Source organism: Streptomyces sp. NPDC001156, assembly GCF_053598275.1.
The window spans coordinates 1-13,948 of sequence record NZ_JBSFJX010000103.1 but is presented as its reverse complement, the minus strand read 5'-3'; the positions used below and the strand labels follow the sequence as shown (position 1 = coordinate 13,948).

Sequence of the window (13,948 nt, the reverse complement as noted above, 5' to 3'; positions counted from 1 at the left end):
CAGGGGGGCCCGACGAGATGTTCCGTGCGTCACACGGATTGGCGTTCCTTCGCGCACAGTAGTCCACGCGCTTCTTGACTGGCCAGTAATCGCAGGTCCGGCCGCCACTGTTCACGTTTGCCGCACACCTTTACCCTTGATCGCCATGGCACCCACACCGGGCGGTAACCGAAGGACGCGCGTTCACGTGGTGAGCGACGTGCACGGCAACGCGCGTGACCTGGCGCGAGCCGGCGACGGGGCGGACGCGCTGATCTGCCTGGGTGACCTGGTCCTCTTCCTCGACTACGCCGACCACTCGCGCGGCATCTTCCCCGATCTGTTCGGCGTGGAGAACGCCGACCGCATCGTCGAACTGCGCACCGCCCGCCGTTTCGCGGAGGCCCGGGCCTTCGGTGCGCACCTGTGGGCCGGTATCACGGACCGCGCCGCGGTCATCGAGAAGGCGGTCCGCAGGCAGTACACCGAGTTGTTCGCGGCGTTCCCGACGCCGACGTACGCCACCTACGGCAATGTCGACATACCGCCTCTCTGGTCCGAGTACGCCCAGCCGGGTACGACCGTCCTGGACGGTGAGCGGGTGGAGATCGGAGGCTGGACCTTCGGCTTCGTCGGCGGGGGCCTGCGCACCCCCATGCGGACCCCGTACGAGATCGGTGACGAGGAGTACGCGGCGAAGATCGAGGCGCTCGGCGAGGTGGACGTGCTGTGCACCCATATTCCGCCGGAGGTTCCCGAGCTGGTGTACGACACGGTGGCGCGCCGCTTCGAACGCGGCAGCCGCGCCCTGCTGGACGCCATCCGCCGCACGCGCCCGCGCTACTCGCTCTTCGGCCATGTCCACCAGCCGCTGGTGCAGCGGATGCGGATCGGGAGGACGGAGTGCGTGAACGTCGGGCATTTCGCCGGCAGCGGGAGGCCCTGGGCGCTGGAGTGGTGAGGGGCGCGCGGGTGGCGTCCGCTCCGGGGCGACGGGCCGGTGGCCCGAGGGCAGGTGGGGTGGTAGCGGCGCGGCGCGTGCGCGGTAGCCTTCACGCTGCACACACGTGCGCACGTGCACACCACCCTCCCTCACCGGACCGCATCTGGAGGAGCCACGGCGATGGCCGAACACACCAGCTCGAGCATCACGATCGAGGCGGCCGCGGCCGACGTCATGCGGGTGATCGCCGACTTCGCGCGCTACCCGGACTGGACGGGTGAGGTGAAGGAGGCCGAGGTCCTCGCGACGGACGCGCAGGGCCGTGCCGAGCAGGTACGCCTGGTGATGGACGCGGGCGCGATCAAGGACGACCAGACGCTCGCCTACACGTGGACGGGCGAGAGCGAGGTCTCCTGGACCCTGGTCAAGTCCCAGATGCTGCGCTCCCTGGACGGCTCGTACCTTCTGAAGCCGGCGGGCCCGGGCGGCACCGAGGTGACGTACCAGCTCACCGTGGACGTCAAGATCCCGATGCTCGGCATGATCAAGCGCAAGGCGGAGAAGGTCATCATCGACCGGGCACTTGCGGGGCTGAAGAAGCGGGTGGAGACCGGGGACGTCAAGTAGCCGTCCGCGTGACCCCGGCCGCCCCGTGACTCGAGGCTCGCCGATGTCCCTGCCCGACCCGTCGGCCGGGCCCCGGTACCGTTCACGCTCATGCGCACCATCCTGATCACCGGCTCCGGCGGTTCCGGCCGGACCACCGTCGCCGCGGCCACCGCGCTGGACGCCGCCCGCAAGGGCACTCGCACCCTCGTCCTCAGCGCGGACCGCACAGACACCCTCGGTGCCGTACTCGGCGTCCCGACCGGCGCCACCCCCGTCGAAGCCGCCCCCGGCCTCAGCGCCTGGCGTCCCGACGCCGCCGCCCGCTTCCGGGACGACCTCCTCGCCTTCCAGGACCGCGCGGCCGGAGTGCTCGACCTCCTCGGTGCCGCCCGGCTGGACGCCGAGGAGGTTACCCCGCTGCCCGGCGCCGAGGAACTCGCCCTCCTGCGCGCCCTGCGCGACGCCGCCCTCTCCGAGGTGTACGACCTCCTCGTCGTCGACCTGCCCCCCGTAGCGCAGGGCCTCGTCCTGCTCGCCCTCCCCGAGGAGCTCCGCCGCTATCTGCGCCGTGTGCTCCCGCCGGAGCGGCAGGCCGCCCGTGCACTGCGCCCCGTCCTCGGCCGTCTCGCGGGTGTCCCGATGCCCGCCGAGTGGCTGTACGAGGCGGCCGCCCGCTGGGACGTGGAGCTGGCCGCCGTGGAGGCGGTCGTCGCCGACCGCGCCACCAGCGTGCGGCTGGTTGCCGAGCCGGGGCCGGCCGGCGCCGACACTCTCCGTGCCGCGGTCACCGGTCTCGCCCTGCGCGCCCTGCGCCCCGAACTGCTGATCGCGAACCGGGTCCTGCCCGACACCGGACACGACGCCTGGCTCGCGGGTGCCGTCGCCCAGCAGCGCAAGGCCCTGGAGGAGTGGCAGGGGACGTACGGCGTCCAGAGCGTTCACGGCGTTCCGCATCTCGGCCGCGACCCGCGCGGCGCCGACGACCTCGCCGACCTGGCCGTGCCCGCCGTCAACGAGGCACCCGCCCCGGTCGAGTGGCCGGTGGCGGACCGGCTCGCCGAGGACGGAGTGCTGGTGTGGCACATCCCGCTGCCGGGCGCCATACGGGATGAACTGGATCTTGTCCGCCGCGGCGACGAACTCGTGGTGTCCGCCGGACCCTTCCGCCGGATCGTTCCGCTTCCCTCCGCCCTGCGCCGCTGCACGGTGGCCGGGGCGGCCCTGCGCGAGGGCGAGCTGCGGATCCGCTTCGTTCCCGACCCGGAGCTGTGGCCGCGCCTCGGCTGACCTGCCCCCGGTCCGGGGCGCCGGAAAGCGGGCCGGTACACGGTGAGACGGGTACCGCCGTTCGGGTAACGTCGGGAGTACGAACCGCAGTCAGGAGTCCGCCATGAGCGAAGAGCGCCCCACGTCCGACGCCGCTCACCAGGGGGCCGCCGACGAGACGGTCGTCCCCCCTGCCGGTGCGCAGCGGGAAGCCGCGACCGATGCCGACGCCTGGGCGACGGCGTGCGCCGAGGACCTCGCCGCGGAGAAGGCCCGCCGCCGTGCCCGGTACGGCACGCCGCCCGGCTCGGCCGCCGAGGAGCTGCGCAAGCTCGTCGACGCCGTCGCGGAGAAGTTGTCCGGGCTGCAGACGCCGCTGTTCGGCGCCGCGGCCTCGGGAGCGGCCCAGCAGGTGGTGCAGCAGGTGGTGCAGCAGGCCAAGGCCGCCGTGGAACCCGTCATAGAACGCAACCCTGCGGTCTTCGACCACCTCGCCGCGGCCGGCTCGGAGCTGCTCGCCGCCTACCGCTCGGCCGTCGAGGGCCACGAGAGGCGATGGACCGGCGGCACCTCCGAGGACTTCGACCCCCGCGGGCCGGGCGACGACCAAGGTCCGGGGGAGCGCATCGACCTGGACTAGTCCCGACGGGAACGGGGCCGAAGGCCCCTGCTGCCAGGAGCGATCCGCCGCCCCTCAGCCCCCTCGGGTACGGTGGGCCGTAGCGGGGCTCGACCGAAACTGAGGGATTCATGGGACTCACCATCGGCGTCGACATCGGCGGCACGAAGATCGCGGCCGGTGTGGTCGACGAGGAAGGCAACATCCTCTCGACCCACAAGGTGCCGACCCCGGGCACGCCCGACGGCATCGTGGACGCGATTGCCGCTGCCGTCGAGGGCGCCCGTGCCGGACATGAGATCGTCGGCGTCGGGATCGGCGCCGCCGGATACGTCAACCGCCAGCGCTCCATGGTCTACTTCGCGCCGAACATCGACTGGCGGCAGGAGCCGCTGAAGCAGAAGGTCGAGGCCCGCGTGGGCCTCCCGGTGGTCGTCGAGAACGACGCGAACGCGGCCGCGTGGGGCGAGTACAAGTTCGGCGCGGGCAAGGGCCATCGCAACGTCATCTGCATCACGCTGGGCACCGGCCTCGGCGGCGGCATCATCATCGGCAACAAGCTCCGCCGCGGCCACTTCGGCGTGGCCGCCGAGTTCGGCCACATCCGGATGGTCCCGGACGGCCTGCTGTGCGGCTGCGGCTCGCAGGGCTGCTGGGAGCAGTACGCCTCCGGCCGCGCCCTCGTCCGGTACGCGAAGCAGCGTGCCAACGCCACCCCCGAGAACGCCGAACTGCTGCTGTCGCTCGGGGACGGCACCCCCGACGGCATAGAGGGCAAGCACATCTCGATGGCCGCCCGTCAGGGCGACCCGGTGGCCGTGGACTCCTACCGCGAGCTGGCCCGCTGGGCCGGCGCCGGCCTCGCCGACCTGGCCTCCCTGTTCGACCCCTCCGCGTTCATCGTGGGCGGCGGCCTCTCCGACGAAGGCGAGCTGGTCCTCGACCCGATCCGTAAGTCGTACAAGCGCTGGCTGGTCGGCGGCAACTGGCGGCCGGTCGCCCAGGTGATCGCGGCCCAGCTGGGCAACGAGGCGGGCCTGGTGGGCGCCGCGGACCTGGCCCGGGAGCCCGACCCGATCATGTAGCGGTCACCCCCCTTGTTTTCGCGCCTCGGTCGGTCTCCGGGGCGCAGCCGGTGTCGAGAGCCCGAGCGCGCTGAGCCTTCGGGTCTCCGCGTTCCCCCACGTTCCCCTTCGCTTGTGTGGGAGGGGCCCAAGGGCTCTCGACACCGTCGCGCACCTCGGCTCACTCGCCAATACCCCTCGGTATGCGGCCGGCGGTTGGGCGTATGTTGATCGGCATGGCGTCCTCGACCCCGCTGCTGCCCAACTCCCAAACCGAACCCGACGGTTCTGCCGTCCTGAGGGTTCTCGGCTACAACATCCGCTCGATGCGTGACGACACCGACGCGCTCGCCCGGGTGATCAGCGCCTGCGCGCCCGACCTGGTGCTTGTCCAGGAGGCTCCGCGTTTCTTCCGCTGGCGCAAGAAACTCGCCCGGCTCGCCGCGGCCTCCGGCCTGGTGGTCCTCTCCGGCGGCGGCACCGCGGCCGGACCGGCGATTCTCTGCTCGCTGCGCGCCACGGTCGAGCGCACCGAGGACGTGCTGCTGCCCCTCACCCCCGGACTGCACCGGAGGGGCTTCTCGACCGCCGTCGTGCGGTTCGGCGGCGCCCGCCTCGGCGTCGTCAGCTTCCACCTCAGCCTGGAGCGCGAGGAGCGGTACGCCCAGGGCGGCATGCTGCTCGACCGGCTGGCCGGGCTGGGCGTCGAGCACGTGATCGCGGGCGGCGACCTCAACGAGCGCCCGGACGGGCCCACCTTCAAGCGCCTGGCGACGGACCTCCAGGACGGCTGGGCCACAGCCCCGTGGGGCGACGAGTACACCTGGACACCCGGCGACCCCTATCAGCGCATCGACGCGATCTTCGCCTCGGACGGCGTCGAGGTCCTCGGCTGCGGTGTCCCGCTCGGCCACCCGGGGGTGACACAGACGGACCTGAGGGCGGCCACGGACCACTTCCCGGTCCTGGCCGCCCTCAGGGTTCCCGCGTCGTAGGCCGGTCAGACGACCGCGCCCCGCCCCGGGTCGTCGTCCTCCTCGTCGCCCGTCTTCATCCGCACCACCAGGGTCGCGAAGCCGCCGAGGAAGCCGCCGACGCCGACCGTGGTGAGCCACCACGTCATGTCCCAGCCGAGCAGCACCGCCAGCAGGAGCACGACCGGGCCGCCGATCACCCCGAGCCAGGCGAACTTCGCCGTCGTGTCGGCCGTGGGCAGCGGCGGCGGCTCCGGCGGGACGAAATGGCCCTCGTCGTCCTCGTCGTCCTCATCGAAGTCGTCCTCGGAGGGCTCGGGCGGGGTGTAGTCGCGCGGGCCGACGCCCGGTGCGAAGGAGATCGAGCTGCCGAGCGGCTTGGCCGGCTTCTCCTTGGGCTCGTCGTCGTTCCTGGCGCCGTCGGGCTCCCAGTCGGGCAGCGCCAGGTCCTCGACCGGCTTGTACGGCTTGCTGCCCGGCGGGTCCGCCGGCTCCTCGCCGTACCCCGCGACGATCGCCGCCCAGGCGGCCTCCTCGTCGAAGGGCACACCCTTCTCGTCCGGCTCGCGGTCCTCGCGGTCGGAGTCGTGCTCAGCCACCTGCGGCCGTCCCTTCCTTGCCGAGACTGGGCGCGAGCCGGCCGATGAACGCGTGGGTCTCCTCGAAGATCCGGTCCGCGTCGTTGTCCAACGTCGCCACGTGGTAGCTCTGTTCCAGCAGGATCTCCCGCACGTCCGTGGAGGAGACCCGGCTCAGGATCCGCGCCGAGTCGGCCGGCGGGACCACATGGTCCTGCGGGCTGTGCAGAAGCAGCAGCGGCTGGGTGACCTGAGGGAGCTCTCCGTCGACGATACGGAAGAAGTTCCGCAGGGAGTACGCGGCGTGCAGGGGCACCCTGTCGTATCCCAGCTCCTCGCTGCCTTCCTTGGCGATGTCGCTGGCGATGCCCGGCGTCGACCGCACGAGGTGGCGGGCCACCGGCAGCGCGTACGCCGTCAGACCGTGGACCTTGTTCGCCGGGTTGACCACGGCGACGCCGCTGATGGCGTCCCCGTACTTGGCGGCGAGGCGCAGGGCGAGGGCGCCGCCCATGGACAGACCGGCCACGAAGACCTGAGCACAGCGCTCGCGCAGGGCCCGCAGCTCGCGGTCCACCTCCGCGTACCAGTCCGGCCAGCCGGTGAGCTGCATGTCCTCCCAGCGCGTGCCGTGCCCGGGCAGCAGCGGCACCGACACGGAGAGGCCGCGCTCGGCGAGATACTCGGCCCACGGGCGCAGCGACTGCGGGGAACCGGTGAAGCCGTGGCAGAAGAGGACGCCGACCTCCCCGCCGTCATGGCGGTACGGCTCGGCTCCAGGGAGGACCGGCACGTCGGTCTCCTGTTCATGTAAAGGGGCTGGGCACGTCGATTGCAGGTACTTCACCGTACGCGACGGCACTGACACCGACCAGGGCCGTCGGCCTCTTTGCCGACCGGGCGCGTTATGGTCTGTTCGACAGACACAGGAGGCACTCGGTTGTTGTACGGCGCGATGAAGGTAGCCATCGGGGGGCCGCTGAAGCTCGCCTTCCGGCCCTGGGTGGAAGGCCTCGAGAACGTTCCCGCCGAGGGCCCCGCGATCCTCGCGAGCAATCACCTGTCCTTCTCGGACTCGTTCTTCCTGCCCGCGGTGCTCGACCGCAAGGTCACCTTCATCGCCAAGGCCGAGTACTTCACCACGCCCGGGCTGAAGGGCCGCCTGACCGCCGCCTTCTTCAAGGGCGTCGGACAGCTGCCCGTCGACCGCTCCGGCGCGCGCGGCGCGGGCGAGGCCGCCATCAAGAGCGGTATCGAGGTGCTGGAGCGCGGCGAACTGTTCGGTATCTATCCGGAGGGCACGCGCTCGCCCGACGGCCGTCTCTACCGGGGCAAGCCCGGCGGCCTGGCGCGCGTGGCGCTCGCCACCGGCGCGCCCGTCCTCCCGGTCGCCATGATCGGCACGGAGAAGATCCAGCCGCCGGGGAAGGTCATGCCCAAGCTGATGCGCCCGGGCATCCGTATCGGCAAGCCGCTCGACTTCCGCCGCTACCAGGGCATGGAGCAGGACCGTTTCGTCCTGCGCGCGGTGACCGACGAGGTCATGTACGAGATCATGAAGCTCTCCGGCCAGGAGTACGTCGACATGTACGCGACCGCCGCCAAGCGGCAGATCGCGGAGGCGGCGAAGGCGGAGAAGCAGGCGCACAAGGAATCCGAACAGGCGCAGAAGGACGCGGAGAAGGCGGCCGGGAAGGAACCGGCGGGCTCATAACGCCGTCCGTACGGCTCGGGGGTGGGGGACGTGGCCAAGCGCGAGCGGGTCATCAGTATGTCGGTCGAGCAGCCGCTGTGGCGCGCGCTCACGGCGTACCGAGTCCTGACGATGGTCTATGCGGTCGGGCTCTTCGCGACCGCCTACAGTGCGTTCGCCCGGCCCTGGCTGGCGATCGCGTACTACGTCGTGCTCTGCGTGTGGACACTCGCCACGCTCCCCAGGGTCGCGAACGCGGCGAGCTGCACCAAGCGGTTCCTCGCCGCCGACCTCGCCATCGCGCTCACCGGCATCCTCCTGACGCCGCTCGCCGCGACGCACGAGCGGATCGTCGCGGGCGGCCCCACCCTGCCCTCGATCTGGACCGCCGGATCCGTCCTGGCGTACGCGATCAAGGGCGGCTGGCGCTGGGCGGGCCTCGCCTCCACACCGGTCGCCGCGGCGAACCTGATCGAGCGCGGTGCCCCGGCCCGCGACACCGTCCACAACGTGGTCCTCGTCTGGGTCGCCTCCATCGGGATCGGATACGTCGTCGAGGTCGCCCGTGCCTCCGAGCGCACCCTCGCCCGGGCCCTGGAGATCGAGGCCGCGACCCGCGAGCGGGAGCGGCTGGCCCGGGACATCCACGACGGCGTGCTCCAGGTGCTCGCCATGGTGCAGCGGCGCGGCTCCGCGCTCGGCGGTGGGGCCGCCGAGCTGGGCCGGCTGGCCGGTGAGCAGGAGGTCGCGCTGCGCACCCTGGTCTCCACGGGACTCGTGCCGGTCTCCCGCGTGTCGGAGGACGCGACGCTGGGCGCGGTCGTCCGTGCGGTCGAGGAGCCGGCCGCCGAGGAGGGCCCCGTCGACCTGCTCTCGCTGCTCGCCCCGCACGCCGGTGCCCGGGTGACCCTCTCCGGACCCGGCGTGCCGGTACCGCTTCCCCGCGCCGCCGCCCATGAACTGACCGCCGCCGTCGGTGCCGCCCTGGACAATGTCCGCAGGCACGCGAGGGACGGGGCGCACGCCTGGATCCTGGTCGAGGACGAGCCGGACGGGATCGTGGTGACCGTACGGGACGACGGACCCGGAATCCCGGAGGGGCGGCTCGCCGAGGCGGAGGGAGAGGGGCGGCTGGGGGTCGCCCAGTCGATCCGCGGCCGGCTGCGCGACATCGGCGGCACGGCCGAGGTGATCTCGGTCCCGGGCCAGGGCACGGAAGTGGAACTGAAGGTACCGAAGGCCGTGAAGGACCCGCAGGGGTCAGGGGGGAAGGCGGAGCAGCGATGACGGGAGCGCAGCCGGGCCGGGGACCGGTCCGGGAGGCGATGTCCGACGGCCGGCCGCCCGGCCCGCGTTCCGCAGGAGACGCGACGGCGCCGTACGGAGCGGCGGCGCTCCCCGGTCCGGCCGGCGCCGTGCGACAGGCGGCGGGGCGATGACGACGGACACGGCCGGCGAACGGCGGGACCCGATCAAGGTCATGGTGGTCGACGACCATCCCATGTGGCGGGACGCCGTCGCGCGCGACCTGGCCGAGTCCGGCTTCGATGTGGTCGCCACGGCGGGCGACGGCGACCAGGCGGTGCGCCGCGCCCGGGCGGCCGCGCCCGATGTGCTCGTCCTGGACCTGAACCTGCCGGTGAAGCCGGGCGTGCAGGTCTGCAAGGAGCTCGTCCGCGCCGACCCGGCGCTGCGGGTTCTCGTGCTGTCGGCGAGCGGCGAGCACGCGGACGTGCTGGAGGCGGTGAAGTCGGGTGCGACGGGCTATCTGCTGAAGTCGGCGTCCACGGAGGAGCTGATCGACGCGGTGCGCCGCACCGCGGTCGGCGACCCGGTGTTCACCCCGGGCCTCGCGGGTCTGGTCCTCGGCGAGTACCGCCGCCTCGCCTCGGAGCCCGCCCCCGCCACCGGCGCCGACGAACCGAAGGCGCCGCGGCTGACCGACCGGGAGACCGAGGTGCTCCGGCTGGTCGCCAAGGGATTGGGCTACAAGCAGATCGCCGAGCGCCTGGTCATCTCACACCGCACCGTGCAGAACCACGTCCAGAACACCCTGGGCAAGCTCCAGCTGCACAACAGGGTGGAACTGGTGCGGTACGCGATCGAGCAGGGGCTCGACGCCGAGTGAACCATTGAAGTGGCATACCACTTTCGAGTGGATTCACGGTGATCAACTAGCTGACATTTCACCGGAATTGACCGGCCGCGCCATGCCGAAGTGACGTGCGTCACCATTAGCGTGACCCGCATCAGGCAACCGCGGCGAAGGGACATTTCCATGCGGGTCGGAGTACTGACCGGAGGCGGCGACTGCCCCGGGCTCAACGCCGTCATCCGGGGCGTCGTGCGCAAGGGCGTGCAGGAGTACGGCTACGACTTCGTCGGCTTCCGGGACGGCTGGCGGGGCCCCCTCGAAGGCGACACCGTACGGCTGGACATCCCGGCGGTGCGCGGCATCCTGCCCCGTGGCGGGACGATTCTCGGCTCCTCGCGCACCAATCCGCTCAAGCAGGAGAACGGAATCCGGCGTATCAAGGAGAACCTCGCCAAGGAGGAGGTCGACGCGCTCATCGCGATCGGCGGCGAGGACACCCTGGGCGTCGCGGCGCGTCTGGCCGACGAGTACGGGGTCCATGTCGTCGGCGTACCGAAGACCATCGACAACGACCTGTCCGCCACGGACTACACCTTCGGTTTCGACACCGCCGTCAACATCGCGACCGAGGCGATCGACCGCCTGCACACGACGGCGGAGTCCCACATGCGGGTGCTCGTGGTCGAGGTGATGGGCCGTCACGCGGGCTGGATCGCCCTCCACTCGGGGCTGGCCGGCGGGGCCAATGTCATCCTCATCCCCGAGCAGCGCTTCGACGTCGACCAGGTCTGCGCCTGGGTGACGTCCCGCTTCAAGGCCTCGTACGCGCCGATCGTGGTGGTGGCCGAGGGTGCGATGCCGAAGGACGGCGACGTGGTGCTCAAGGACGGGTCCCTGGACTCGTTCGGGCACGTCCGGCTGTCGGGCGTCGGCGAGTGGCTGGCGAAGGAGATCGAGCGGCGCACCGGCAAGGAGGCCCGTACGACCGTGCTCGGGCACGTCCAGCGCGGCGGTACACCCAGTGCCTTCGACCGCTGGCTCGCCACCCGCTTCGGTCTGCACGCCATCGAGGCGGTCCGCGACGGCGACTTCGGCAAGATGGTCGCCCTGCGCGGCACGGACATCGTCCGGGTGCCGATCTCCGAGGCCACGGCCAAGCTGAAGACGGTCGACCCGAAGCTGTACGAGGAGGTCGGGGTCTTCTTCGGCTGACGTCCGCGGCCTGCCCGCCGTCCCCCAGCAGCATCCCTCCGGGGCGCCCGCCGTACGCGCACCCGCATCCCCGTATATTCGGCGGTATCAGGCGATACCGGCCAGACCCCGGAGGGCCCCGTGGAGATCCTCGCGTTCGGTGTGCAGGCGGACGAGAAGCCCCTGCTCGAGAAGGCGTTCGAGGGGCACTCCGACCTCCGCTGTCTTGACGTGTTCCTCAACGAGGACACGGCTCCCATCGCCGTCGGTCACGAGATCGTGTGCAGCAGCGTCAACTGCGAACTCGGCGGAGGCGTCCTCGAAACCCTCGCGGCCGGCGGCACCCGGATGATCGCCCAGCGCTCCACCGGCTTCAACAACGTCGACCTCCCGGTCGCCGAACGCCTCGGCATCACGGTCGCCCGGGTCTCCTCCTACTCGCCCTACTCCGTCGCCGAGTTCGCCTGGACGCTCGGCATGGCCGTCAACCGGCGCATCGTCCGCGCCGGCAACCGGACCCGTGACTTCGACTTCCGCCTCGAGGGCCTGATGGGCCGGGACATGCACGGGCGCACGGCCGGTGTGCTCGGCACCGGCAAGATCGGTGAGGCGTTCACCCGGATCGCCCACGGCTTCGGCATGCGGCTCCTCGGCTGGGACATCGCCGAGAACCCGGCCTGCGCCGCCCTCGGCATGACGTACGTCTCCAAGGAGGAGCTGCTCGCCGAATCCGACCTGGTCAGCCTGCACGTACCGCTGATGCCGCAGACCACCCACCTCATCGACGCGGCGGCCCTGAAGACCATGAAGGACGACGCCATCCTCGTGAACTCCAGCCGGGGCGGGCTCGTCGACACCCAGGCCCTGGTCACCGAACTGCGCGCGGGCCGCTTCACGGGAGTGGGCCTCGACGTGTACGAGGCGGAGGCGGGCCTGTTCTTCCTCGACAAGTCCCTGGAGCCCGTCGAGGACGACACCCTGGCCCGCCTCGTCACCTTCCCGAACGTCCTGGTCACCTCGCACCAGGCCTACTACACCGAGGACGCGGTCGGTCAGATCGTCGACGTCACGGTGCGCAACGTCCTCGACTACCTGGCCGGGCGCCGCTCCGAGAACGTACTCGTGCCCACGGCGGCCGGCTGACCCAGCAACTCCCGGACGATGGCGGTGCCGCCCACCGACAGCACCGACTCCGGGTGGAACTGGACTCCCGCGAACCCGGGCCCGCGCAGGGCGTGCACCTCGCCGCGGTCGCTGCGGCTGACCTCGATGGCGTGCGCGGCCAGCTCGGCCGCCGCCTCGTCGTCGCAACGCGCCACGAAGCTGTTGTAGAAGCCGACGGTCTCCCGGCGCCCGAAGAGGTCGATCTCGGTCTGGGCGCCCTGGTACGGAACCTCCTTGCGCACGATGTCCAGGCCAAGCTCGGCCGCGATCAGCTCATGACCGAGGCAGACGCCGAGGACTCCGTGCGGGTGCGTCCGCACGGCCTCGGCGGCCAGGCCCCGCAGGAACCGCATCTTGGGGTCGTGGAGGTCCGACGGGTCGCCGGGCCCAGGCCCGAGGACCAGCGGTCCCTCGTGCGCGAGAACCGCCTCCCGAACCCCGGGCTCGTCGTACCGGCGAACGGTGACCTCCAGCCCCGACGACTTGAGGACGTGCGCGAGCATCGCCGTGAACGTGTCCTCGCCGTCGACCACGAAGGCGTGCCCCGTCGGATCCGCGGGCCGCTCCTGCATCCGCAGCCAGAACGGCGCGAGCCGGCCCCGGCGCCCGTCGAGCGCCGCCTGGACCCGCGGGTCGTCCGCCAGCCTCGGCCGGGCCTGCTCCTCGCGCGGCCGCGCCGGCCGCACGCCCAGCGCCGCCAGCACCCCGGCCGCCTTCGCGTGCGTCTCCGCGACCTCGCCCTCCGGGTCCGAGCCGCGCACGAGGGTGGCGCCGACGGGCACCCGCAGCCGTCCGTCCGCGTCGATGTCGGCGGTCCGGATGAGGATGGGGGAGTCCAGGGTCTGGGGGCTCGCGGATCCTTCCGGCCCACCGCCCGAGGAGCGCCCGAGCAGCGCGAGCGCGCCCGCGTAGTAGCCGCGGCCGCCGACTTCGTGCCGCTCGATCACCCGGCAGGCGTTCTGCACGGGCGAGCCGGTGACGGTCGCCGCGAACATGGTCTCCTTCAGCACCTCGCGCACATCGAGCGAGGACTTCCCGCGCAACTCGTACTCGGTGTGGGCCAGATGGGCCATCTCCTTCAGTCGCGGCCCGACGACGACCCCGCCCATGTCGCCGACCGTACACATCATCTTCAGTTCCTCGTCGACCACCATCGACAGCTCCTCGATCTCCTTGCCGTCGGCGAGGAAGGCGAGCAGGTCCTCGGGTGTCGGGCCGCCGGCCGGGTAGCGGTACGTCCCGCTGATCGGGTTCATCACGACGGTCCCGCCGGACATGCGCACATGCACCTCGGGGCTGGCCCCCACCAGCGTGCGCTCGCCGGTGTGCACGACGAAGGTCCAGTACGCGCCCCGCTCGCCCACCAGCAGCCGCCGGAACAGCGCGAGCGCGTCGGCCCGGCCGAACCCCGGGATCCGGCCCTGGTAGGTCCGCCGGATCACGAAGTTCGCGCCCTCGCCCCGCCCGATCTCCTCGGCGAGCACCCGGCCGACGATCCCGGCGTACTCCTCGTCGGTGACGTCGAAGCCGCCGTCCTCGACCCGGACCCGGTGTCCGGGGAGCTGGTCCAGGGCCCGGCCGAGCGGGACCTCGTAGGACTCATCGGGCAGCAGGGCCAGCAGCGGCGTGCCGTCGTCGCGGACGTCGAAGCCGCGCTCGCGGATCTGGCGGTAGGGCACTAGGTGACTGGTGTTAAGCGGGTCTTCCTGAGCGTGTCGGTTCGCTGTGGAGGGCGCCAGGATCATGTCGGTGGCTGGTGATTGGGCGGCTCGC

General features: G+C 71.8%; 14 protein-coding genes. 11 read left to right on the top strand and 3 right to left on the bottom strand.

Annotated features, from left to right (window positions below; all coding sequences use genetic code 11):
* The first annotated feature begins 145 nt into the window (after positions 1 to 145).
* From ACWDA7_RS33510 to ACWDA7_RS33485, 6 genes are all read left to right on the top strand, one after another.
* Positions 146 to 940 (top strand): metallophosphoesterase family protein, encoded by a 795-nt coding sequence (locus tag ACWDA7_RS33510; RefSeq protein ID WP_450609185.1) that lies wholly within the window; start codon positions 146 to 148, stop codon positions 938 to 940.
* A gap of 162 nt (positions 941 to 1,102) precedes the next feature.
* Positions 1,103 to 1,549 carry an SRPBCC family protein gene (locus ACWDA7_RS33505; protein ID WP_450609184.1) on the top strand — a complete coding sequence of 149 codons (447 nt, stop codon included), beginning with the start codon at positions 1,103 to 1,105 and terminating at the stop codon, positions 1,547 to 1,549.
* Between the two features lie 90 nt (positions 1,550 to 1,639).
* Positions 1,640 to 2,818, top strand: coding sequence for an ArsA family ATPase (locus ACWDA7_RS33500; RefSeq protein WP_450609182.1), 1,179 nt, complete (start codon positions 1,640 to 1,642; stop codon positions 2,816 to 2,818).
* Positions 2,819 to 2,921: 103 nt separating this feature from the next.
* A complete protein-coding gene (locus ACWDA7_RS33495; RefSeq protein WP_359389049.1) occupies positions 2,922 to 3,437 on the top strand; it encodes a DUF5304 domain-containing protein in 516 nt (171 codons plus the stop codon).
* 110 nt (positions 3,438 to 3,547) lie between these two features.
* Positions 3,548 to 4,501, top strand: coding sequence for an ROK family glucokinase (locus ACWDA7_RS33490; RefSeq protein ID WP_359389052.1), 954 nt, complete (start codon positions 3,548 to 3,550; stop codon positions 4,499 to 4,501).
* 215 nt (positions 4,502 to 4,716) lie between these two features.
* A complete protein-coding gene (locus ACWDA7_RS33485; protein WP_450609179.1) occupies positions 4,717 to 5,475 on the top strand; it encodes an endonuclease/exonuclease/phosphatase family protein in 759 nt (252 codons plus the stop codon).
* 5 nt (positions 5,476 to 5,480) lie between these two features.
* Here the strand turns inward: ACWDA7_RS33485 and ACWDA7_RS33480 are convergent, their stop codons facing one another.
* Both ACWDA7_RS33480 and ACWDA7_RS33475 read right to left on the bottom strand, forming a co-directional pair.
* Entirely contained in the window at positions 5,481 to 6,053 is a 573-nt protein-coding gene (locus ACWDA7_RS33480; RefSeq protein ID WP_450609177.1) for a hypothetical protein, read from the bottom strand.
* The gene (locus tag ACWDA7_RS33475) at positions 6,046 to 6,825 is read right to left on the bottom strand and encodes an alpha/beta hydrolase (protein ID WP_359389059.1); all 780 of its coding nucleotides are present in this window, start codon (positions 6,823 to 6,825) and stop codon (positions 6,046 to 6,048) included. Before ACWDA7_RS33475 ends, ACWDA7_RS33480 begins: the two co-directional genes overlap by 8 nt.
* A 162-nt stretch (positions 6,826 to 6,987) precedes the next feature.
* Between ACWDA7_RS33475 and ACWDA7_RS33470 the strand changes: the two genes are divergently transcribed.
* The 5 genes from ACWDA7_RS33470 (at position 6,988) to ACWDA7_RS33450 (ending at position 12,154) form a co-directional block, all read left to right on the top strand.
* Positions 6,988 to 7,746 carry a lysophospholipid acyltransferase family protein gene (locus ACWDA7_RS33470; protein WP_450609175.1) on the top strand — a complete coding sequence of 253 codons (759 nt, stop codon included), beginning with the start codon at positions 6,988 to 6,990 and terminating at the stop codon, positions 7,744 to 7,746.
* A gap of 30 nt (positions 7,747 to 7,776) precedes the next feature.
* A complete protein-coding gene (gene macS / locus ACWDA7_RS33465; protein ID WP_450609173.1) occupies positions 7,777 to 9,012 on the top strand; it encodes a MacS family sensor histidine kinase in 1,236 nt (411 codons plus the stop codon).
* 148 nt (positions 9,013 to 9,160) lie between these two features.
* Positions 9,161 to 9,853 (top strand): response regulator, encoded by a 693-nt coding sequence (locus ACWDA7_RS33460; protein ID WP_450609171.1) that lies wholly within the window; start codon positions 9,161 to 9,163, stop codon positions 9,851 to 9,853.
* A gap of 150 nt (positions 9,854 to 10,003) precedes the next feature.
* The gene (locus ACWDA7_RS33455) at positions 10,004 to 11,032 is read left to right on the top strand and encodes a 6-phosphofructokinase (protein WP_450609169.1); all 1,029 of its coding nucleotides are present in this window, start codon (positions 10,004 to 10,006) and stop codon (positions 11,030 to 11,032) included.
* A 120-nt stretch (positions 11,033 to 11,152) separates the two neighbouring features.
* On the top strand, positions 11,153 to 12,154 hold the full coding sequence (locus ACWDA7_RS33450) for a 2-hydroxyacid dehydrogenase (RefSeq protein ID WP_450609167.1): 1,002 nt from the start codon (positions 11,153 to 11,155) through the stop codon (positions 12,152 to 12,154).
* Here the strand turns inward: ACWDA7_RS33450 and ACWDA7_RS33445 are convergent.
* Positions 12,100 to 13,948: anthranilate synthase family protein (locus ACWDA7_RS33445; RefSeq protein ID WP_450609165.1), on the bottom strand; the 1,849-nt coding region annotated here is incomplete at its 5' end. The genes ACWDA7_RS33450 and ACWDA7_RS33445 overlap by 55 nt on opposite strands.